The 19,570-nt window shown below is 69.9% G+C and carries 19 protein-coding genes; 10 read left to right on the top strand and 9 right to left on the bottom strand.

The window, feature by feature from the left end; genetic code table 11:
* Positions 1 to 35 precede the first annotated feature (35 nt).
* Positions 36 to 1,016 (top strand): COX15/CtaA family protein, encoded by a 981-nt coding sequence (locus CRP52_RS08490; RefSeq protein WP_373560548.1) that lies wholly within the window; start codon positions 36 to 38, stop codon positions 1,014 to 1,016.
* Positions 1,017 to 1,197: 181 nt separating this feature from the next.
* On the opposite strand, the gene CRP52_RS08495 is transcribed toward CRP52_RS08490, so the two are convergent.
* Together CRP52_RS08495 and CRP52_RS08500 are read right to left on the bottom strand one after the other, a co-directional pair.
* On the bottom strand, positions 1,198 to 1,788 hold the full coding sequence (locus CRP52_RS08495) for an HD domain-containing protein (RefSeq protein WP_097235839.1): 591 nt from the start codon (positions 1,786 to 1,788) through the stop codon (positions 1,198 to 1,200).
* A gap of 12 nt (positions 1,789 to 1,800) precedes the next feature.
* Positions 1,801 to 2,883, bottom strand: a complete 1,083-nt coding sequence (locus CRP52_RS08500) for a helix-turn-helix domain-containing protein (RefSeq protein ID WP_097235840.1) — start codon at positions 2,881 to 2,883, stop codon at positions 1,801 to 1,803.
* A 299-nt stretch (positions 2,884 to 3,182) separates the two neighbouring features.
* Here CRP52_RS08500 and CRP52_RS08505 point away from each other — a divergent pair, with 299 nt between their 5' ends.
* The 3 genes from CRP52_RS08505 (at position 3,183) to tgmC (ending at position 5,917) form a co-directional block, all read left to right on the top strand.
* Positions 3,183 to 3,611: an ATP-binding protein gene (locus CRP52_RS08505; protein WP_179852726.1), complete on the top strand. Its 429-nt coding sequence runs from the start codon at positions 3,183 to 3,185 to the stop codon at positions 3,609 to 3,611.
* A 69-nt stretch (positions 3,612 to 3,680) separates the two neighbouring features.
* Complete coding sequence (locus CRP52_RS39360; protein WP_257032365.1) at positions 3,681 to 4,778, top strand: hypothetical protein; 1,098 nt, start codon at positions 3,681 to 3,683, stop codon at positions 4,776 to 4,778.
* The gene (gene tgmC / locus CRP52_RS08515; RefSeq protein WP_097235842.1) at positions 4,775 to 5,917 is read left to right on the top strand and encodes an ATP-grasp peptide maturase system methyltransferase; all 1,143 of its coding nucleotides are present in this window, start codon (positions 4,775 to 4,777) and stop codon (positions 5,915 to 5,917) included. Before CRP52_RS39360 ends, tgmC begins: the two co-directional genes overlap by 4 nt.
* Before the next feature lie 59 nt (positions 5,918 to 5,976).
* On the opposite strand, the gene CRP52_RS08520 is transcribed toward tgmC, so the two are convergent.
* The gene (locus CRP52_RS08520; protein ID WP_097235843.1) at positions 5,977 to 6,315 is read right to left on the bottom strand and encodes a hypothetical protein; all 339 of its coding nucleotides are present in this window, start codon (positions 6,313 to 6,315) and stop codon (positions 5,977 to 5,979) included.
* Between the two features lie 72 nt (positions 6,316 to 6,387).
* On the opposite strand from CRP52_RS08520, the gene CRP52_RS08525 reads away from it, so the two are divergent.
* The gene (locus CRP52_RS08525; protein ID WP_257032366.1) at positions 6,388 to 7,029 is read left to right on the top strand and encodes a DUF2461 domain-containing protein; all 642 of its coding nucleotides are present in this window, start codon (positions 6,388 to 6,390) and stop codon (positions 7,027 to 7,029) included.
* A gap of 95 nt (positions 7,030 to 7,124) precedes the next feature.
* Here the strand turns inward: CRP52_RS08525 and CRP52_RS08530 are convergent, their stop codons facing one another.
* A complete protein-coding gene (locus CRP52_RS08530) occupies positions 7,125 to 8,072 on the bottom strand; it encodes a heme o synthase (RefSeq protein WP_097235845.1) in 948 nt (315 codons plus the stop codon).
* Between the two features lie 465 nt (positions 8,073 to 8,537).
* Between CRP52_RS08530 and tkt the strand changes: the two genes are divergently transcribed.
* The 5 genes from tkt to pgl all read left to right on the top strand — a co-directional run bounded on the left by tkt (position 8,538) and on the right by pgl (position 15,379).
* Complete coding sequence (gene tkt, locus CRP52_RS08535; protein ID WP_097235846.1) at positions 8,538 to 10,637, top strand: transketolase; 2,100 nt, start codon at positions 8,538 to 8,540, stop codon at positions 10,635 to 10,637.
* 87 nt (positions 10,638 to 10,724) lie between these two features.
* Positions 10,725 to 11,867: a transaldolase gene (tal, locus tag CRP52_RS08540; protein WP_097235847.1), complete on the top strand. Its 1,143-nt coding sequence runs from the start codon at positions 10,725 to 10,727 to the stop codon at positions 11,865 to 11,867.
* 61 nt (positions 11,868 to 11,928) lie between these two features.
* Complete coding sequence (gene zwf, locus CRP52_RS08545) at positions 11,929 to 13,485, top strand: glucose-6-phosphate dehydrogenase (protein ID WP_097235848.1); 1,557 nt, start codon at positions 11,929 to 11,931, stop codon at positions 13,483 to 13,485.
* Positions 13,482 to 14,594 carry a glucose-6-phosphate dehydrogenase assembly protein OpcA gene (gene opcA / locus CRP52_RS08550; RefSeq protein ID WP_097235849.1) on the top strand — a complete coding sequence of 371 codons (1,113 nt, stop codon included), beginning with the start codon at positions 13,482 to 13,484 and terminating at the stop codon, positions 14,592 to 14,594. The genes zwf and opcA overlap by 4 nt, the downstream gene beginning before the upstream one ends.
* A complete protein-coding gene (gene pgl / locus CRP52_RS08555; RefSeq protein ID WP_097235850.1) occupies positions 14,591 to 15,379 on the top strand; it encodes a 6-phosphogluconolactonase in 789 nt (262 codons plus the stop codon). The genes opcA and pgl overlap by 4 nt, the downstream gene beginning before the upstream one ends.
* A gap of 58 nt (positions 15,380 to 15,437) precedes the next feature.
* On the opposite strand, the gene CRP52_RS08560 is transcribed toward pgl, so the two are convergent.
* The 5 genes from CRP52_RS08560 to gap all read right to left on the bottom strand — a co-directional run bounded on the left by CRP52_RS08560 (position 15,438) and on the right by gap (position 19,417).
* Positions 15,438 to 15,725 (bottom strand): RNA polymerase-binding protein RbpA, encoded by a 288-nt coding sequence (locus tag CRP52_RS08560; protein ID WP_030238413.1) that lies wholly within the window; start codon positions 15,723 to 15,725, stop codon positions 15,438 to 15,440.
* A gap of 205 nt (positions 15,726 to 15,930) precedes the next feature.
* On the bottom strand, positions 15,931 to 16,167 hold the full coding sequence (gene secG / locus CRP52_RS08565) for a preprotein translocase subunit SecG (RefSeq protein WP_030055964.1): 237 nt from the start codon (positions 16,165 to 16,167) through the stop codon (positions 15,931 to 15,933).
* An 88-nt stretch (positions 16,168 to 16,255) separates the two neighbouring features.
* On the bottom strand, positions 16,256 to 17,041 hold the full coding sequence (gene tpiA / locus CRP52_RS08570) for a triose-phosphate isomerase (protein ID WP_097235851.1): 786 nt from the start codon (positions 17,039 to 17,041) through the stop codon (positions 16,256 to 16,258).
* 4 nt (positions 17,042 to 17,045) lie between these two features.
* Entirely contained in the window at positions 17,046 to 18,257 is a 1,212-nt protein-coding gene (locus CRP52_RS08575; RefSeq protein WP_097235852.1) for a phosphoglycerate kinase, read from the bottom strand.
* Between the two features lie 152 nt (positions 18,258 to 18,409).
* Entirely contained in the window at positions 18,410 to 19,417 is a 1,008-nt protein-coding gene (gene gap, locus CRP52_RS08580) for a type I glyceraldehyde-3-phosphate dehydrogenase (RefSeq protein ID WP_097235853.1), read from the bottom strand.
* Positions 19,418 to 19,570 lie beyond the last annotated feature (153 nt).

Here is a 19,570-nt window from a genome sequence, read left to right on the forward strand (position 1 = left end):
GCCCCGCCCCAAGATCGCCTGTAAGGCCACCTACGATTGACCCCGTGCGTACCCCCTTCTCCCTGCTCGCCGAGCGCTGGCAGCCCTCCGCCGCAATGGTCCGGCGCGCCACGTTCGCCGCGCTGGTGATGAGCGTGGTGATCGTCGTCACCGGCGGCGCCGTCCGGCTCACCGCCTCCGGCCTCGGCTGTTCCACCTGGCCCCGCTGCACCCCGGAAAGCCTGACGCCGACGCCCGAGATGGGCTACTACGGCATCGTCGAGTTCACCAACCGGATGCTCACCTACGTGCTGAGCGCAGCCGTCGGCTGGGCCATCCTGGCCGCCCGCTGCCACCGGCCGTGGCGGCGCAGCCTGACGAAGCTCGGCTGGGCGCAGTTCTGGCTGGTGATGAGCAACGCCGTCCTCGGCGGCATCACCGTGCTGACCGGCCTCAACCCGTACACCGTGGCGCTGCACATGATCGCCGCGATGGCCCTGGTCTGGGTCGCCCTGCTGATGTGGGAGCGGGCGAAGGAGGGCGACGCCGCGCCGAAGCTCGCGGTGGCCCGCCCGATCCACCAGCTCTCCTACGTCCTGGTCACGGTCATCGGCCTGCTGGTCGCAGCCGGCACCCTGGTCACCGGCGCCGGCCACCACCCGGGCACCCCGAGGGACAACAAGATCGTCCCCCGCATCCCGCTGGACTACGACCGCCTGGCGCAGTTCCACGCCGACTTCGCATTCATTTCGGTCGGCCTGACCATTGCGATGATCTTCGTCTTCGCCGCGATCAAGGCCCCCCAGCCCGCCAAGTCCCGCACCAAGGAACTCCTCGCGGTGCTGCTCCTCCAGGGCGTCCTCGGCTTCATCCAGTACTTCACGGATGCCCCCGAGCTCATGGTCGGCCTCCACATGCTGGGAGCCAGCCTGACCTGGATCGCCGCGCTCCGCATCCCCCTCGCCCTGCGCACCCGCAAGGCCGAGGACACCCCCGAGAAGTTGCCCACCCAGGCCCCACAAACTGCCGCCGTCTGACCCTCAGCGAAGGCCCCCATCCGCTGGATGGGGGCCTTCGCCGTGTCACAGCAGTTGTCGCGCCGCCCGGAGGCTCCCGCCTCCCCTTGTCAGCCCGCCGGATCGCCAGCACCCGCCCGGCCTCGCGCACAACCACGCCAGCGACGGGCCCGAGTTGAGCGGCGTGATAGCTCCGGGACTGTCACTCATGCACGGAAGACCCGAGGTAGACCTTCTGCCACGCCAGCGAGGTCATCGTGAGAGCTGCCTCGGCCAGTTCCCGGGCGGAGTCGGTCTTCAGGCTGCCGAGGCTGCTGTCGATCCAGGGCTGGACGTTCTGGTAGCCCTGCTCCCGGTACTCGACGGCTTGAAGGAGGCATTCGAGCTTGTCGGCGTCGTGCGCGACAACCACCTCCAGGCTCTCACCGTTCTCGTACTCGGAGATGACGGCGTTGACCCCGGTTACGACAGCGGGGTGGGCGGCGCTGACCTGGTCGGCAGTCACTCGCTCGTTTGAGGCTGCGGTCAGGTATCGCCGGCCGATGTGCGGAATGTCCCCGATGCGGGTCTCCTGCGTGTCGTGGAAGAGGCACAGCAGGGCGACCTTCGCCGGGTCGGCACCCTCCATCATCGCGAGGACTGCACCCACAACACCGGTGCGGAAGGAGTGTTCAGCGATCGTCTCGGGGTCCTTCACCCCGGCGATCCACCAGCCCGACCGCTTCGCCCGCTTGAGCATCCCCGCTTCGAACAGGTACCCCGCAGTGCCCTTCGCCTGCCCGTTCTCTGCCATGGCCGACCTCTCTCAAACGCCGCAACCGCTTGTCCGGAGACCGTAGTACACAGATTCCAACTTGCGCCGGGACTCGGAAGACAGAGTTCCATCGTCGAGCAGAACACCAACTCTTCCAGCCAATTCCTGTGCCACATAGGGATCGGAGTCGAGCAGGTTTCGGCGAGAAAGGATCAGGGCCCAGATGGAATGAACGTACAAATCGGTGTACTCAACGGCCCGGTCGAGCCGCACCGCGAGCTCTCGTAGGAGCGCCGAGGCGTCCCAGGCCGGTCGGTCGCGCTCAGCCATGAAGCAGTCGTCCGTCTGAGGGCGGCGGTCGAGGCCGAGCCAATGCGCCCAGTAGTTCAGGTTGGCCGCCTCTGCCTGGTCGTGGTCGGCGATGGATCTGTTGATGAAGTCCCTCAGCAAGGACGCGTCACCCTGACGAGCCAACGATGCCGCCACCGATCTCGCTTCGGCCCACCGTGGAGACCAACCATCGAGATTCGCAGTCAACGCACCCTTGCGGCGCAGCGCATCAAACCAATTCGCAGCATCCCATTGCCGGTCGTACGACGCGAGGTACCAGGCTTGTCGACGCAGAAGAGCCGCTTCCGCTCCAGCCGTCCCTGCCATGTCCGAGGCAGTCCGAACCCTATGGAAGAACCGCTCCCGCAATCCCGGTTCGAGTAGCGGCGACGACGAGACCGGCCCCCGTCGCGCGGCCGGAATCTGCGAGTGCGCGGCGACCACTCCGGGGAGGACTCCGCTCACCGCCCAACCGATCATGTGCGTGGCGTCTCGCGTAAGAACCCATCCTGCGAGCGGATGTTCAAGAAGTCGGTCCCTGATCGGCTCCGCTCTGAGAATCTCGCCCAGGAGGAGGTCAGCGTCCATCGCAGTGGAAAGCATGTCCACCAAGCCCGGCGGAGCACCGAGAAGGATCAGTTTGCGGCGCATCGCCACGAGGTTGCCTGCTCTGGTGGACGACAGCGGACGCCGTCCGGACTCCCATCCCTGAAGAGTGCTCTTGTCCACGCCAAGCTCCTCCGCCAACTCCTCCTGAGTTCGCGGGATCTGCTCGCGAATGACCTTGAAGAGATAGCCGGCGATGGCACTTCCGGTTCTCGCTCAGGCGAAGGCCGACTCCCAGTCAGTGTTGTTTCTCGCCTGATCGGCGATTGAGCAGCCATCGGCACTCCCCCTGGCCTTGATCGGCCGGGTAACTCGTACTGGCGGTCCGTCGGAACGATGCGTCACGCGGCGTAGCGTCGTGAATACGAAGCGGGGTCGCGATGTCGCTCGGAAATCGTAGTTCCGACGAAGCAGCATGCGGCCTCGAAAGCCCGGATCCTCAGCCGACTCAGGTACTCGACCCGTGGCCGGACGGGCCAGTTCACAAGGGAGTTGCCATGCCGCATCCGTTGCTGGAGGCTCATGCGCCTCCGCACGCCAGCCCGGTGCCGGTCGCCAGCCTGCTGCTGCCCTACCAGCCGGAATCGGTGGCAGCTGCGCGCCGGTTCGTCGGCGCGCAGCTGCGGGAGTGGGGGCTGGACGACCTGTCGGACGACGCCGCCGTGATCATCAGCGAGTTGGTCACCAACGCCTGCAAGACCGGCTGCCTCACGCACATGACCGTGAGGCTCCAGTGCGTCACCCCCCGGACGATCCGCATCTCGGTCCGTGACGGCTCCCGCGCCATGCCGGTGCTGCTCCAGGCGGACGAGGCCGACGAGTGCCACCGCGGCCTCGGGCTGGTCCACAAACTGACCCGGGGCAGCTGGGGCATCGTCCCGGAGGCCTGCGGCAAGACCGTCCACGCCAGCCTCCGACTCACCTGACGCACGGGGACACCCAGCACCCCTGTGCCGTCCGCCCTCCCATCGACTCCGTAGCTGAGGACCCTGCCCGTGAGCACCGGACCGCGCACCAGAACACTGCTCAAGGCCACCAGCACGGCACGCCGGCAAGCGATCACGGCCTCCTACTCGGCCCTGACCCAGGTCTGCGTCGCCACCGCCGACGACGCCGTCGAGGCCGAACTGGTCAGCGAGCACCCGACACACGCCTGGGAGCTCCCCCGCTCGAACGCGCTCGTCCTCGTCCACACGGACGTCGCCGAGGCACGCGCGCTGCTCAGGAGCGCTCAGTTGCTGGAACGCCACCGGGTACCCGTCGTCACCCCGCGCTACCCGGACGCCCTGACCGGAGGCGGCCGCGCCGTCACCTTCTGGCGTCTCCCCGGCCGCGAGCGACACGACCCCGCCACCAGCGCGCGGGTGACCGCCCGAATTCACCGGATCGACCCCGGCACGGTCCGGTGGCTGGCGAGGGAGAACCACGACCCGTTCAACGGTCTGCTGGACGGCCTCGACAACGCTCCGGTGCTCGATCCCTGCAAGCCGTTCCTTCGCGACCGCGCCGCCGAGCACAAGCCGGCACAGCTGGCGGCCGCGCAGCGCTTCGAGTTCACGGTCCCGGACACGGTGATCACGAATCGCGCGGACGAGGCACGGGAGTTCGTGGCGGCCCAAACCGCCGGGGCGGTGTACAAGCCGCTGTGGAACACCCCGTACGCGGTCGACGGACGGCCGCACGCCGTGTGGGTGCGCGAGGTCGATCCGGCCGACATCACCGACGCCGTGTCCGCCTGCCCGCACCTCTTCCAGGCGAAGGTGCCGAAGGTGTTCGACGCGCGGGTGACGGCCGTCGGCAACCGCCTGTTCGGCGTGCGGATCGACAGCCCCGACCTCGACTGGCGGCGCCGCCAGGACCGGATGACGTGCACGCCGATCGACGTACCCGAGCCGGTCGCACGCTCGGTCAACGCCTACCTCGATCAATTCCGTTTGGTCTACGGCGCGTTCGACTTCGCGGTGACCGCCTCGGGCGCCTGGTACTTCCTTGAATGCAACCCGAACGGCCAGTGGGCGTGGCAGCCGGCCGAGACCACCGAGGTGATCGCCCACGCCCTCGCCGACCAGCTACAGAAAGGCCGTGACGCATGAGCACACCGGCTGAACTCCGTACCGCTCTGGCCGACAGACTCACCGAGGACGGCACGCTGACCGAACGCGAGTGGGACAGCGCTGCGAGGGCCGTTCCGCGAGAGCTCTTCGTCGGAACCTACTTCACTCCGGTCGCCGGCAGCGTTCCGACCAGCTACCGGCCCGTCCGCGAGGGCGATCCCGGGTGGCTGGAGGGGATCTACGCCGATCAGACGCTGGTCACCCAACTCGACGGCCGCATCAGGCCTGAGGACGTGAACGGGGAAGCGGTGACGGGCATCCCGTCATCCTCATCCACCCTCCCGTCCGTGGTGCTGCGCATGTGGCAGCAACTCGACACGGAGGCCGGGCACCGCGTGCTGGAGATCGGCACCGGAACCGGGTACTCGACCGCCCTCGGCGCGCACCGCCTCGGGGACGCCAACCTCACCAGCATCGAGTACGACCCCACCGTCGGCGCGGCAGCGGCATCGGCGGTCAAGACGGCCGGATTCTCCCCCCAGTTGATCATCGGTGACGGGTTGCGCGGCGACCCGGCGGGGGGCCAGTACGACCGACTCATCGCCACCTGTTCGGTTCGGTACATCCCGCTCTCGTGGCTCCACCAGGTCAAGCCCGGCGGTCGAATCCTGGTCACCCTCTCCGGGTGGAGCTACGCGAACGCCCTCGTGCTGCTCGACGTGACCGGCCCTGGCGAGGCCACCGGTCGGTTCCTCGCCGACCCGACCAGTTTCATGATCGCCCGCCCCCACGACCGACCGCCCCGCCAGAGCCTCGCCCTGCTCCCCGGCGACGAACGCCCGACCCGGATCGACCCGGAAATCATCGGCACGTGGACGGGCAGTTGGGTCGCGCAGCTCGCGGCGCCCTCGGCCGAGCGGATGGGAGCCGGCGGACACCAGATCCTCTCGGACGTGGCCACCGGCTCACAGGCCCGGACCACGCCCAACCCCAAAGGCGGGTGGACCGTCATCCAGCGCGGCCCGCTCCGGCTCTGGGATCAGGTGGAGAGCGCCGTCGAAGCCTGGCGGCAGGCCGGCGAACCGCACCAGGACGGCTTCGGGATCACCGCCTCCGGATCGGGGCAACGCGTCTGGATCGGCCACGAGGACGGCCCGGGCTGGAACCTGCCGATCTGAAGCCGACGGCCCCGCTCCCCACGCGGGAGCCGGGCCGTTCGCCGTACGCGCCGAAGCGGTCAGCCGCCGAGCTGGATGCCGGCCATTCGCTTCCACTCGTACGGGCCGGTCTTGACCTTGAGGCCCAGCTCGCCCTCGAAGTCGTCGTGCAGGGTCAGCCCGGCCAGCTCCGCGGCCCGGCGGCCGACGGCGTAGCTGGGGGCGACCTGGTCGCCCCAGGCGCCGTCCGCGCCGACCACGACGATGCGGGTGGCCACGGCGCCGACGTACTCGACGACCGCTTCGGCGCTGCCCCCGTGCTGCCGGGCGAAGCTGGTGAGGTTCTTGGCGATGCGCTTGGCGCGACGCTCGGTGCGGGCGTCCGACGCGGCGGCGGTGGCGGTCTCTGCGCTGCTCATGCCCGCATGCTACCCACCGGTAGTGCCGCTGGCGACGGGAGCACCCTGTGCACCGGGCCACATACTGAAGAGGTGACCTTCAAAGGCTGGCCGACCGAGGCGCTGGACTTCTACGAGCGCCTCGAAGCCGACAACTCCAAGACCTTCTGGCAGGCCCACAAGGAGCAGTACGACGAAGCCGTACGCGCCCCCATGGAGCAGCTGCTCGCCGACCTGGAGCCCGAGTTCGGGCCGGGGAAGATCTTCCGCCCCAACCGCGACGTCCGCTTCAGCGCCGACAAGTCCCCGTACAAGACGCACATCGGCGCCCACCTGGAGGGCGGCGGCTACATCCAGCTCTCCGCGGACGGCCTGGCCTGCGGCAACGGCATGTACGTCCTCGCCCCGGACCAGCTGGAGCGTTACCGCGTCGCCGTCGCCGAGGACGTCGCCGGCGCCGAGTTGGAGCGGGTGATCGCCCGGGTGGAGAAGGACGGCCCGCAGGTCTTCGGCCGGGACTCCCTGAAGTCGGCCCCGCGCGGCTACCCCAAGGACCACCCCAGGATCGAGCTGCTGCGCCACAAGGGCCTGGTGGCCTGGCAGGAGTGGGAACCCGCGAAGTGGCTGGGCACCCGCACCGCCTACACCCGGATCACCGCCTTCCTGCACGCCTCCCAGCCCCTGCGGGACTGGCTGGACGGCCACGTCGGCCCCTCCGAGCTACCGACCCGATGAACACGGCGGACACGGCGAACACGGCGAAACGGAAGAGCCCCGGCCCAAAAGGACCGGGGCTCTTCCGTTTCGAAAGCCTCTACTCCACGAAGCCTCTACTTCACGAACGGGTCGACCGCGCACACCACCATCAGCAGCGACAGGTAGGTGATCGACCAGTGGAACAGCCGCATCTCCTTGAGCTTGGCGCCCACGACCCCGGCCTTGGCCCGCCCGTACAGCGCGTGCGCCTCACGCAGCCAGGCCCCGCCCAGCAGCACCGCGGCGACCGGGTACAGCCAGCTCATGTGCCCCAGCGGCCAGAGCGCCAGCGAGACGGCGACCATCACCCAGGAGTAGGCGACGACCTGCTTGCCGACCGCCACGTTGCCCTTGATGACCGGCAGCATCGGCACCCCGGCCCGCAGGTAGTCGTCGCGCACCTTCATCGACAGCACCCAGGTGTGCGGCGGAGTCCAGAAGAACACCACCAGGAACAGCACGACGGCCGCCCAGGACACCGAGTTGGTGACGGAAGACCAGCCGACCAGCACCGGCATGCAGCCGGCGATGCCGCCCCAGACGATGTTCTGCGAGGTGCGCCGCTTGAGCCCCAGCGTGTAGACGAACACGTAGAACAGCAGCGCGCCCAGCGCCAGCCCGGCGGAGAGCCAGTTGACGCCGACGCCCAGCAGCACCGTCGACACGACGGCGAGCACGATGCCGAACACCAGGGCCTCGCGCGGCGACACCATCCCGGTGACGATCGGCCGCCGCTCGGTGCGCGACATGACTGCGTCGATGTCACGGTCGATGTACATGTTGAGGGCGTTGGCGCCGCCCGCCGAGAGGTAGCCGCCGACCACGACCTTCAGTACCAGCAGCATGTTCGGAACGCCCTGCTGGGCCAGGAACATCACCGGCACGGTGCTCATCAGCAGCAGCTCGATGATCCGCGGCTTGGTCAGTGCGACGAACGCGCCGACACGGGCCCCGAGCGGCCGGTGCGCAGGAGTCGCCCCGGTGACCCCGGCGGGACGGGTTTCGACGGCGGTCACTAACACCCCAACTGAAGATGAATCTTCGCAGGCGTCCACAGGAACGAAGGGTCCCGAAATCGTCCGCTCTGCGCGTACCACGACACCATAGACGCTCCATATATCCCTTCCGGCTCCGGGGTCCCCCGGCGGGGCGGAACCGCACACCCCCGGGTGAACCGGCTGGGTGAAGCCACGAACCGTCTCCGGCGGGCCCCGCTAGCCCGTCCTGACCACCCCGGCGGCGGGCGGTCGCGAACCAGGAGAGTCTGGGACAAAAGCAGTCATACCGGCCTAGTGGGAATCACCATGCGGAAATCCCGGTTGTCTCAGCACGGAGGGTGAGCCCCGGCCCGGACGGTAGGCTCGCACGCAGAAGCGGGATCTACCCTCCGTGACCGGCACCACCCAGCGTCGGGCCCACAGCGCCGTGGCCGACCCGGTCCCCATTCACGGGGTCACTCTTCAATACGGAAGGAGCCCTGAGACAGGGTGAGCACTGCGCCGACGAACGCATTCGAGTGGACCGATCTGGACGAGCGCACGGTTGACACCGCGCGCGTCCTTGCGATGGACGCAGTCCAGAAGGTCGGCAACGGACACCCGGGGACGGCCATGTCGCTGGCCCCCGCCGCGTACCTGATCTTCCAGCGTTTCCTGCGCCACGACCCGACCGACCCGTCCTGGGTCGGCCGCGACCGCTTCGTCCTCTCCCCCGGGCACACCAGCCTGACCCTCTACACCCAGCTGTACCTCTCGGGTTACGGCCTGGAGCTGGACGACCTCAAGGCCTTCCGCGTCGCCGGCAGCCGCACCCCCGGTCACCCTGAGCACGGCCACACCGCCGGGGTCGAGACCACCACCGGCCCGCTCGGCCAGGGCATCGCCAACGCGGTGGGCATGGCGATGGCCGCCCGCTACGAGCGCGGCCTGTTCGACCCGGAGGCCCCGGCCGGCGAGTCCCCGTTCGACCACACCATCTGGGCCATCGTCTCCGACGGCGACCTGGAGGAGGGCATCTCCGCCGAGGCCTCGTCGCTGGCCGGGCACCAGCAGCTGGGCAACCTGGTCGCCCTCTACGACGACAACCACATCTCGATCGAGGGCGACACCGAGACGGCCTTCTCCGAGGACGTCCTCAAGCGCTACGAGGCGTACGGCTGGCACGTCCAGCGCGTCACCCCGAAGTCCAACGGCGACATCGACGTGGCCGCCCTGGCCGAGGCGCTGGCCGCGGCCAAGGCCGAGACCTCCCGCCCGTCGATGATCGCGATGCGGACGATCATCGCCTGGCCGGCCCCGGACGCCCAGAACACCGCGAAGGCGCACGGCTCCGCGCTCGGCGCCGCCGAGATCGCCGCCACCAAGAAGGTCCTGGGCTTCGACCCGGAGAAGACCTTCGAGGTCAGCGACCAGGTCATCGAGCACGCCCGCCTGGTCATCAAGCGCGGCAAGGCCGCCCGCGACCAGTGGCAGCAGTCCTTCGACGCCTGGCGCGCCGCCAACCCGCAGCGCGCCGCCGACTTCGACCGCATCGAGGCCGGCGAGCTGCCCGAGGGCTGGAAGAAGGCCATCCCCTCCTTCCCGGCCGGCAAGGACGTCGCCACCCGCAAGGCCTCCGGCGACACCCTCAAGGCGATCGGCGCGGTGATCCCGGAGCTGTGGGGCGGCTCGGCCGACCTCGCCGAGTCCAACCTCACCACCATCGACGAGGAAAGCTCCTTCCTCCCCGACGGCAACCCGCTGAAGACGGCCTCCCCGTACGGCCGCACGATCCACTTCGGCATCCGCGAGCACGCCATGGGCTCGACCATGAACGGCATCGCCCTGCACGGCAGGACCCGCGTGTACGGCGGCACCTTCCTGGTCTTCGCCGACTACATGCGCCCGGCCGTCCGCCTGGCCGCGCTGATGAAGCTGCCGGTCACCTACGTCTGGACGCACGACTCGATCGGTCTCGGCGAGGACGGCCCGACCCACCAGCCGGTCGAGCACCTGGCCTCGCTGCGCGCCATCCCGGGCCTGGCCATGGTCCGCCCGGCCGACGCCAACGAGACGGCCGTCGCCTGGCGCACCATCGTCGAGCGCCACACCAGCCACCCCGGCCCGGTCGGCCTGGCCCTGACCCGCCAGGGCGTCCCGACCTTCGACCGCGAGGTCTTCGGCTCCGCCGAGGGCACCGCGAAGGGCGGCTACGTCCTGGCCGAGGCCTCCACCGGCGACCCGCAGGTGATCCTGCTCGGCACCGGTTCCGAGGTCCAGCTGGCCGTCAAGGCCCGCGAGGTGCTGGAGGCCGAGGGCATCGCGACCCGCGTGGTCTCGCTGCCGTCCTTCGAGTGGTTCCAGGAGCAGGACCAGGCCTACCGCGACAGCGTGCTGCCGCCGTCGGTCAAGGCCCGCGTCTCGGTCGAGGCCGGCATCGCCCAGGGCTGGCGCGAGCTGGTCGGCGACCACGGCCGGATCGTCTCGCTGGAGCACTTCGGTGCCTCCGCCGACTACAAGGTGCTCTTCGAGGAGTTCGGCATCACCGCCGAGCGCGTGGTGGCAGAGGCCCACAACGCCCTGCGCTCCCTCGAAGCCGTCAACCGCTAGCACCCCAGGGCCGCGTACTCGCCCGCACGCGGGTACGCGGCCCCTCTGACTACCCCACGAAGCAGAAGAGCAAGGGACTGAAGCACCATGACTGACGCACTGAAGCGCCTCAGCGACGAAGGCGTTGCGATCTGGCTGGACGACCTCAGCCGCAAGCGGCTGAACTCCGGCAACCTGGCCGAACTGGTGCAGAACAAGCACGTGGTGGGCGTCACCACCAACCCGACCATCTTCCAGAAGGCGATCGCCGGCAGCGGCGACGACTCCTACGACGGCCAGCTGCGCGACCTCGCCGTCCGCAAGGTCACCACCGACGAGGCGATCCGCATGATCACCACCTCCGACGTGCGCGACGCGGCCGACGTGCTGCGCCCGGTCTACGACGCCTCCAACGGCCGCGACGGCCGGGTCTCCATCGAGGTCGACCCGCGCCTGGCGCACGAGACCGCCGCCACCGTGGCCGAGGCCAAGCAGCTGTGGTGGCTGGTCGACCGCCCGAACGTCTTCATCAAGATCCCCGCCACCAAGGCCGGCCTGCCCGCGATCAGCGAGGTCATCGGCAAGGGCATCAGCGTCAACGTCACGCTGATCTTCTCGCTGGAGCGCTACAAGGCCGTCATCGACGCCTACCTGACCGGCCTGGAGACCGCCAAGGCCAAGGGCCTGGACCTCTCCCAGATCGAGTCGGTCGCCTCCTTCTTCGTCTCCCGCGTGGACACCGAGATCGACAAGCGCCTGGACAAGATCGGCGGCGACGCCAAGAACCTCCGCTCCAAGGCCGCCCTGGCCAACGCCCGCCTCGCCTACCAGGCGTACGAGGAGGTCTTCGGCAGCGTCGACGGCAAGACCGCCGGCAGTGCCCGTTGGCTCTCCCTGGAGGCCGCCGGCGCCAAGCCGCAGCGCCCGCTGTGGGCCTCCACCGGCGTCAAGGACCCGGCCCTGCCGGACACCCTGTACGTCACCGAGCTGGTCGCCCCCGGCACCGTCAACACCATGCCCGAGGCGACCCTGGACGCCACCGGCGACCACGGCGTGGTGACCGGCAACACCATCGTCCCCAACTACGCCGACGCCAAGGCCGTGCTGGACGCGATCGCCGCCGCCGGCGTGGACTACGACGACGTCGTCCAGGTCCTGGAGGACGAGGGCGTCGAGAAGTTCGAGCAGTCCTGGAACGAGCTGCTCGACACCGTCACCGCCTCGCTCGCCACCTTCGCCGACGAGAAGTGACCCCTGCTCACAGCCAGCGCACGAAAGCGGAGCCCATCAAGTGAGCACTGATTTCCCCGAGTTGACATCGGATTCGGACGCGGACGACCTCCCGCCCACCCCCGTCAACCCGCTTCGTGACCCCTCCGACCGACGGCTCCCGCGCATCGCGGGGCCGTCCGGTCTGGTCATCTTCGGGGTCACCGGCGACCTGTCCCGCAAGAAGCTGATGCCGGCCATCTACGACCTGGCCAACCGCGGTCTGCTTCCGCCGGGCTTCTCCCTCGTCGGCTTCGCCCGCCGCGAGTGGGACGACGAGGACTTCGCCAAGGAGGTCCACGACGCCGTCCGGGACCACGCCCGCACCCCGTTCCGGGAGGAGGTGTGGCAGCAGCTCGCCAAGGGCATGCGCTTCATCCACGGCACCTTCGACGACGACGAGGCCTTCGACAAGCTGCGCGAGACCATCGTGGAGCTGGACAAGGCCCAGGGCACCGGCGGCAACTTCGCCTTCTACCTGTCCGTCCCGCCGAAGTTCTTCCCGACGGTCGTCCAGCAGCTCAAGAAGCACGGCCTGGCCGACCCGCCGCAGGGCTCCTGGCGCCGCGCCGTCATCGAGAAGCCCTTCGGCCACGACCTGGAGAGCGCGCAGGAGCTCAACAAGGTCGTCCACGAGGTCTTCCCCCGGGACGAGGTCTTCCGGATCGACCACTACCTGGGCAAGGAGACGGTCCAGAACATCCTGGCGCTGCGCTTCGCCAACCAGATGTTCGAGCCGATCTGGAACCGGTCGTACGTCGACCACGTGCAGATCACCATGGCCGAGGACATCGGCATCGGCGGCCGGGCCGGCTACTACGACGGCATCGGCTCCGCCCGTGACGTCATCCAGAACCACCTGCTGCAGCTGATGGCGCTCACCGCCATCGAGGAGCCGGCGTCCTTCCACCCGAAGGCGCTGGTGGCCGAGAAGCTCAAGGTGCTCAGCGCCGTCAAGCTCCCGACCGACCTCGGCAAGCACACCGTGCGCGGCCAGTACGCGGCCGGCTGGCAGGGCGGCGAGGAGGTCGCCGGATACCTGGACGAGGAGGGGATCAACCCCGACTCCAAGACCGACACCTACGCGGCCATCAAGCTGGAGATCAACAACCGCCGCTGGGCGGGCGTCCCGTTCTACCTGCGCACCGGCAAGCGCCTGGGCCGCCGGGTCACCGAGATCGCGGTCGTCTTCCAGCGCGCCCCGTACCTGCCCTTCGACTCCTACGCGACCGAGGAGCTGGGGCAGAACGCCCTGGTCATCCGGGTCCAGCCGGACGAGGGCGTGACGGTGCGGTTCGGCTCCAAGGTGCCGGGGACCTCCTTCGAGGTCCGGGACGTCACGATGGACTTCGCCTACGGCGAGTCCTTCACCGAGTCCAGCCCGGAGGCGTACGAGCGGCTCATCCTCGACGTGCTGCTCGGCGACGCCAACCTGTTCCCGCGCCACCAGGAGGTCGAGCTCTCCTGGCAGATCCTCGACCCGATCGAGAAGTACTGGGACGCCCACGGCAAGCCCGCCCAGTACGCGGCGGGGACCTGGGGCCCGGTCGAGGCGGACGAGATGCTCGCACGAGACGGCAGGAGCTGGCGCCGGCCATGAAGATCGACCTCACCAAAACCACGTCCAGCAAGATCAACGCCGCGCTCATGGAGGCGCGCCGGGCCAGTGGCTCCACCGCCGCCGGCATGGTGCTCACCCTGGTGATCGTGACCGACGAGGGCAGCGCCTACGACGCCCTCAAGGCCGCCAACGACGCCTCCCGCGAGCACCCGATGCGCACCCTCGCGGTGATCAAGCGCGCCGGTCGCTCGCCGCGGGCCCGCGCCGAGACCCGCCTGGACGCGGAGATCCTGGTCGGCTCGGACGCCGGCTCCGGCGAAACGGTCATCCTGCGCATGCACGGCGAACTCGTCGCGCACGCCCAGTCGGTGGTCCTGCCGCTGCTGCTGCCGGACGCCCCGGTCGTCGTCTGGTGGCCGGACAACGCGCCGCTGCACCCGGCGCAGGACCCGCTGGGCTCGCTCGCCCAGCGCCGGATCACCGACGCCGTCACCGCCGAGTCCCCGGTCGGCCAGCTCGCCCAGCGGGCCCAGAGCTACACCCCGGGCGACACCGACCTGGCCTGGACCCGGATCACCGGCTGGCGCTCGATGCTCGCCGCCGCGCTGGACCAGCGGCCGTCCGCCATCGTCTCCGCGGTGGTCGAGGGCGAGTCCTACAACCCCAGCGTCGAGCTGCTCGGCCTCTGGCTGACCAACCGGCTGCACGTGCCGGTCGAGCGGGTCGTCACCGGCGGCCCCGGCATCACCGCGGTGCACCTGCGCACCAAGGACGGGGACGTCACCCTGGACCGCCCGGACGGCCTGATGGGCACGCTCTCCATGCCCGGCTCGCCGGACCGCCAGGTGGCGCTCAAGCGGCGCGAGACCTCGGAGCTGATCGCCGAGGAGCTGCGCCGCCTGGACCCGGACGACATCTACGCGACGGCCGTGCGCACGCCCGTCGAGCGGCTGCACGAGCCGGCCAACGCCGAGACGGCGGCGGCCGAGCGGATCGCCCACGAGGTCGCCGAGGTCACCGCGGCGGCCGTGGCCGACCCGGAGCAGGTGAGCGCCGGGGTCACCGCCGACGCCACCGCCGCCGACGCCGCGGAGAAGAAGCCCGCCAAGAAGGCCGCCGGCAAGCGCACCAGCAAGGAAGGCGCATGACCAACGCGACCCCGCAGCTGGTCGTCCACCGGGACAAGGAGCTGATGGCCCAGGCGGCCGCGGCCCGGCTGATCACCCGGATCGTGGACGCCCAGGCCGCCCGCGGCACCGCCTCGGTGGTGCTCACCGGCGGCCGCAACGGCAACGCCCTGCTGGCCGCGATCGCCGCCTCCCCGGCGCGCGACGCGGTCGACTGGGCGCGCCTGGACCTCTGGTGGGGCGACGAGCGCTTCGTGCCCGCCGCCGACCCGGACCGCAACGCCGTCCAGGCCCGCGGCGAGCTGCTGGACGCCGTCCCGCTCGACCCGGCGCGGGTTCACGAGATGCCCGCCTCGGACGGCGTGGACGGCTCGGACGTGGAGGCCGCCGCGGCCCGCTACGCCGAGGAGCTGGCGAAGGCGGCCGGGCCGGGCGACCGGCTCGGCGTCCCGGCCTTCGACGTGCTGCTGCTCGGGGTCGGCCCGGACACCCACGTGGCCTCGCTCTTCCCCGAGCACCCGGGCGTGCGGGAGACCGAGCGGACCGTGGTCGGCGTGCGCGGGGCCCCCAAGCCCCCGCCGACCCGGATCTCGCTCACCCTCCCGGCGATCCGGGCGGCCCGCGAGGTCTGGCTGCTGGCCGCCGGCGAGGACAAGGCGGGCGCGGTCGCGCTGGCCCTGTCCGGCCCCGGCGAGCTCCAGGCCCCCGCCTCCGGCGCGTACGGCCGCAGCCGCACCCTGTGGCTGCTGGACCGCGCCGCCGCCGAGCGGATCCCGCCGCAGCTCTACCCGCCGGCCTCGGCGTAACGGGCACGCCGAAGGGGCGCCACCGTCGATGACGGTGGCGCCCCTTCGGCCTGTACGGTCAGATCTCGCCGCGCAGCTTGGCCAGCGCCTCGGCCAGGATCGCCTCGCCGTCGGCGTCGGTGCGCCGCTCACGGACGTAGGCGAGGTGCGTCTTGTAGGGCTCGTTGCGCGAGGGCGCGGGCGGGTTGTGCTGGTCCTGACCGGCCGGGAAGCCGCAGCGCGGGCAGTCCCAGGTGTCCGGGATCGCAGCTTCGGCGGCGAAGCTGGGCCGGGTCTCGTGCTTGTTGGCGCACCAGAAGGAGATCCGGTTGCGCGGGGCGGACTCGCCGCGCTCCGCCTCGCCCATCGGGCCGGCCCCGACCCTGCTGCCACGGATGGCGTTGCCACTTGCCACGGTCTGACTCCCTGCGTACTGGTGCGCCGACCCGCCGCGGTGCGCGTCGGTGGCGAAAGTCGTCCTAGTGTAAGCAGGAGTTAAGGATCCGCCACCATCGCCTCCGCCCCCGACCGTCCCAGGATAGGCGCTCGGGCGACGGGGCGTCAGGCCTGTGTCAGCCCTTGTACTTGAGCAGCAGGCCGAGCACGATGATGCAGGCGAACCAGCCCAGGCCGACCACGATGGTGATGCGGTCCAGGTTGCGCTCGGCCACCGCGGAGCCGCCGCCGGTGGACATCGCGCCACCGCCGAACATGTCCGACAGGCCGCCGCCCTTCCCCTTGTGCAGCAGCACCAGCAGGATCATCAGCAGACTGAAGATGATCAGGGCAATCGAGAACCCGAGAACCACGACGGGACCAACTCTCTCGTATCTTCGGCGAAGGGGCCGGGCCCGCGTACGGCGGTCCGGCCCCAAAGCCTACGTTGCTGCGGCGGCGTTAGCCTACTGCCTGCTCACGGTAGCGCACGATCTTGACGAACTCGTCGGCGTCCAGCGAGGCACCGCCGATCAGGCCGCCGTCGATGTCGGGCTTGGCCATCAGGCCGGCCGCGCTCGACGACTTGACCGAACCGCCGTACAGCACGCGGACCTTGTCCGCCAGCTCGGCGTCGTACAGCTCGGCGATCCGCCGGCGGATGGCGGCGCAGACCTCCTGCGCGTCCTCCGGGGTGGCCACCTCGCCGGTGCCGATCGCCCAGACCGGCTCGTAGGCGACCACAATCGACTCGGCCTGGCCGGCCGGGACGTCCGCCAGGGCGCCGTCCAGCTGGGCCAGGGTGTACTCGACGTGGGTGCCGGCCTTGCGGATGTCCAGCGGCTCGCCGATGCACAGGATCGGGGTGATCCCGGCCCGGTAGGCGGCCTTCACCTTGGCGTTGACGATCGCCTCGTCCTCGCCGTGGTACTGGCGGCGCTCCGAGTGGCCGATCACCGCGTAGGTGCACTTCAGCTTGGCCAGCATCGGGCCGGAGACCTCGCCGGTGTAGGCACCGGAGTCGTGCTGCGAGATGTCCTGCGAGCCGTACTTGATCTTCAGCTTGTCGCCGTCGACCAGGGTCTGCACCGACCGCAGGTCGGTGAACGGCACCAGGACGGCGACCTCGACGGCCTCGTAGTCCTTGTCGGCCAGCGCGAAGGCCAGCTTCTGGGTGTGCTGGATGGCCTCAAGGTGGTTGAGGTTCATCTTCCAGTTGCCCGCCATCAGCGGGAGACGCTCAGTCATGCTTTCAGCCTTCCAGGGCGGCGAGACCGGGAAGGGTCTTGCCCTCCAGGTACTCAAGGCTCGCGCCACCGCCGGTCGAGATGTGTCCAAAGGCGTTCTCGTCGAAGCCCAGGATGCGGACGGCCGCGGCGGAGTCCCCGCCGCCGACGACGGTGAACGCGTCGCTGTCCAGCAGGCCCTGCGCGACGGCCTTGGTGCCGTTCGCGTAGTCCGGGTGCTCGAAGACGCCCATCGGGCCGTTCCAGAACACCGTGCCGGCGTCGGCCAGCTTGGCCGCGTACAGCTCGCGGGTCTTCGGGCCGATGTCCAGGCCCTCCTGGTCCGCCGGGATGGCGTCGGAGGCGACGAGCTCGGGGTTCGCCGGGGTCTTGCCCTTGAGGTCCGGGAACTCGGCGGAGACCAGGACGTCGACCGGCAGCACGAACTCGACGCCGCGCTTCTCGGCCTCGGCCAGGTACTCCAGGCAGGTCGGGATCTGGTCGGCCTGCAGCAGGGAGATGCCGACCTCGTGGCCCTTGGCCTTGAGGAAGGTGTACGCCATGCCGCCGCCGATCAGGATCCGGTCGGCCTTCTTCAGCAGGTTGTCGATCACACCCAGCTTGTCGGAGACCTTGGCGCCGCCGAGCACCACCACGTACGGACGCGCCACGTCCTCGGTGAGCTTCTTCAGGACGCCGACCTCGGTGGCGATCAGGTCGCCCGCGGCGTGCGGCAGCAGGCCGGGCAGGTCGTAGACCGAGGCGTGCTTGCGGTGCACGGCACCGAAGCCGTCGCCGACGTACAGGTCGGCCAGGGTGGCCAGCTGCTCGGCGAAGGCCTTGCGCTCGGCGTCGTCCTTGCTGGTCTCGCCGGTGTTGAAGCGCAGGTTCTCCAGCAGCGCGACCTCGCCGTCCGCCAGCGCGGCGACGGTGGCCCCGGCGCTGTCGCCGACGGTGTCGGTGGCGAAGGCGACGTCCTTGCCGAGGATCTCGCCGAGCCGCACGGCCGCCGGGGCGAGCGAGAACTTCGGGTCCGGCTCGCCCTTGGGGCGGCCGAGGTGCGAGGCCACGACGACCTTCGCGCCGGCCGCGGCCAGCTTGGCGATGGTCGGGGCGACGGCGCGGATCCGGCCGTCGTCGGTGATCGTGGTGCCCTCCAGCGGCACGTTCAGGTCGGCGCGCACGAACACGCGCTTGCCCTCGACACCGGCTTCGATGAGCTCTTCGATGGTCTTCACGGGGATTCGGTTCTCCTGGGGAGATGGTTGATGCGCAGAGGCGGCACGGCGCAGGGGCCGCCTGGAAAGTACTGGAAGCGCGGAACGAGGGCCCGGTCGGCATGGTGCGCCGTCCGGGCCCTCGCCCCTACATCACGTCAGCTCCCACTGCGTCAGAGCTGCCCACCGACGAGGGTGACCAGGTCCACGACGCGGTTCGAGTAGCCCCACTCGTTGTCGTACCAGCCGAGCACCTTGACCTGGTTGCCCTGGACCATGGTGAGCTGGCTGTCGAAGATGCAGGACGCCGGGTCGTTGACGATGTCCGAGGAGACGATCGGGTCCTCGGTGTAGGCCAGGATGCCCTTGAGGGGGCCCTCCTGGGCGGCCTTCTGGAAGGCCGCGTTGACCTCGTCCTTGGTGACCTCGCGCTCCAGGGTGACGACCAGGTCCGTGATGGAGCCGGTCGGGACCGGGACGCGCAGCGAGGTGCCGTCCAGCTTGCCCTTCAGCTCCGGCAGGACCAGGGCGGTCGCCTTGGCGGCACCGGTCGAGGTCGGGATGATGTTCTGGCTCGCCGCACGAGCACGGCGCAGGTCCTTGTGCGGGAAGTCCAGGGTGACCTGGTCGTTGGTGAACGCGTGGACGGTGGTCATCAGGCCCTTGACGATGCCGAACGCCTCGTTCAGCACCTTCGCCATCGGCGCCACGCAGTTGGTGGTGCAGGAGGCGTTGGAGATGATGTCGTGCTTGGCGGCGTCGTACTTGTCGTCGTTGACACCCAGGACGATGGTGACGTCCTCGTCGGTGGCGGGCGCCGAGATGATGACCTTCTTCGCACCGGCGGCGAGGTGCTTCTTCGCAGCCTCGGCCTTGGTGAAGATGCCGGTGGACTCGACGACGATGTCGGCGCCCAGGGCGGCCCACGGGAGGTTGGCCGGGTCACGCTCGGCGGTCACCTTGAAGGTGTGGCCGTCGACGGTGATGCTGTCCTCGGTGTGCGAGACCTCGCCCGGGAAGGTACCCAGGGTGGTGTCGTACTTGAGCAGGTGAGCCAGGGTCTTCGTGTCGGTGAGGTCGTTGACACCGACGATCTCGATGTCCGCGCCCTGGGCCTTGACCGCCCGGAAGAAGTTGCGGCCGATGCGGCCGAAGCCGTTGATGCCTACCCGGATCGTCACGAACCGATCTCCTCGTTAGGTACGCCGGGCCGGAGCCCGACGGGGGTGAGATTTGGGAAGTCCCCGACCGCCTATGACCCTACCCCTCCGGGGCCTTTTGGGGCACATCGCGCCACCTCGTGAGACGTGGCGTGGCGTGCCCGGAACCCGGTT

This window comes from Streptomyces sp. 1331.2 (genome assembly GCF_900199205.1).
Taxonomy (GTDB): Bacteria; Actinomycetota; Actinomycetes; order Streptomycetales; family Streptomycetaceae; genus Kitasatospora.

What these genes read in the sequence shown, in the direction of transcription:
- CRP52_RS08505 (WP_179852726.1), top strand. Translation starts at nt 3,183, where the DNA reads ATGCCGCATCCGTTGCTGGAGGCTCATGCGCCTCCGCACGCCAGCCCG.
- tal (WP_097235847.1), top strand. Translation starts at nt 10,725, where the DNA reads ATGACTGACGCACTGAAGCGCCTCAGCGACGAAGGCGTTGCGATCTGG.
- opcA (WP_097235849.1), top strand. Translation starts at nt 13,482, where the DNA reads ATGAAGATCGACCTCACCAAAACCACGTCCAGCAAGATCAACGCCGCG.
- CRP52_RS08560 (WP_030238413.1), bottom strand. Translation starts at nt 15,725, where the DNA reads ATGGGCGAGGCGGAGCGCGGCGAGTCCGCCCCGCGCAACCGGATCTCC.
- tgmC (WP_097235842.1), top strand. Translation starts at nt 4,775, where the DNA reads ATGAGCACACCGGCTGAACTCCGTACCGCTCTGGCCGACAGACTCACC.
- tpiA (WP_097235851.1), bottom strand. Translation starts at nt 17,041, where the DNA reads ATGACTGAGCGTCTCCCGCTGATGGCGGGCAACTGGAAGATGAACCTC.
- CRP52_RS08520 (WP_097235843.1), bottom strand. Translation starts at nt 6,315, where the DNA reads ATGAGCAGCGCAGAGACCGCCACCGCCGCCGCGTCGGACGCCCGCACC.
- CRP52_RS08495 (WP_097235839.1), bottom strand. Translation starts at nt 1,788, where the DNA reads ATGGCAGAGAACGGGCAGGCGAAGGGCACTGCGGGGTACCTGTTCGAA.
- pgl (WP_097235850.1), top strand. Translation starts at nt 14,591, where the DNA reads ATGACCAACGCGACCCCGCAGCTGGTCGTCCACCGGGACAAGGAGCTG.